Origin of the sequence: Candidatus Competibacter denitrificans Run_A_D11 (genome assembly GCF_001051235.1) — a bacterium.
Taxonomy (GTDB): Bacteria; Pseudomonadota; Gammaproteobacteria; order Competibacterales; family Competibacteraceae; genus Competibacter_A; species Competibacter_A denitrificans.
In genome coordinates, this window is sequence record NZ_CBTJ020000095.1 from 1 (window position 1) to 1,002 (window position 1,002).

2 protein-coding genes are annotated in these 1,002 nt (G+C 58.0%); both read right to left on the reverse strand.

Going from position 1 to position 1,002, the window contains the following annotated elements:
- On the reverse strand, positions 1-301 hold a 301-nt coding region (locus BN873_RS15475; RefSeq protein ID WP_048675752.1), incomplete at its 3' end, for a hypothetical protein.
- Positions 298-813, reverse strand: coding sequence for a lysozyme (locus tag BN873_RS15480; RefSeq protein WP_053085412.1), 516 nt, complete (start codon positions 811-813; stop codon positions 298-300). The genes BN873_RS15475 and BN873_RS15480, both read right to left, overlap by 4 nt.
- Positions 814-1,002: the final 189 nt, after the last annotated feature.

Below are 1,002 nucleotides of genomic sequence, written 5' to 3' on the forward strand. Positions count from 1 at the left end.
CAGGCATAAACGCGAAAGGGAGACTGTCGGCTGACTCCCCCCAAGCGCTTTTGGCCCGCACTTTGACGGTCTTCGCGCCTTCGCCAATTCCGGCGAGATCCCACTTGAGGATAACGCCGCCATCGGCTTCCTTGGTCGCGGGTACGGTAACGGGTGCGGCCGTGCCGACGGTAACGAGAAAAGCATCCGGTTGGGGGCTGGTAGCCGGATACGGGTCACACACCAGAAACGGGCTAGATTGGGCAGTGTGCGTGATCAAAGCCATCGCCAAACCAAATAAAAGCCGTTGCGGTCGTTTCATCGAGCGTCTCCACGCGGTGGAAAGGGGTCTTGCAGAAACAAATTGCGTTCCGCTTCTCGGCGGCGAGTAAGTCCGTCGAGTGGCTCTAACTTGCCGGTTTTGCGGTTACGCGCTTTGTTCCAGCGTTGGAATTCGTTGACCGCGCCCAGGTAATCAGCGCGATTGAGCTTGGCGCGCAGGGTCGATCCGTCGAAATTGCTGCGGCCGATGTTGAAAACGAAACTACAGAGCGCATCGAACATGCTTTGCGTGAGCGGAACCCGCACAGCGGCATGGACGACATTGGCAAACACGGCAAGATCCGCCCGCAAGAGGGCATCGGCTTGCTCGGCGGTGAGCGGAAAGCGCAGATGGTCTCTTGGCTGAAGGACATGCCCCCAGCCAACCGTTTCCTTGCCCGCTGGACAGCGATACGGCTGCGCGGCAAATTCACCGTTGGGGCCTTTTTCGAACGCCTTGAGGAGGTCGATAGCGGCCTTGCTGGGGAGAAGGGGTTGAGGCGAATCGATCATGACAACTCCGGGTTAGCTATCCCGGAGCGTGCCATGAAGGGAAGATGATGGGCTTTTAAGCGACTTTAAAAAAAGACTGGAATGGTTAGCTGAACAGATCGGGTTGGCGGGCGAGACGTTCTTTGGCCAGGATGTCGTAGATGGTTTGCAACGATAGGCCATAGCGACGGGCCAGCACCGCTTGGTTGT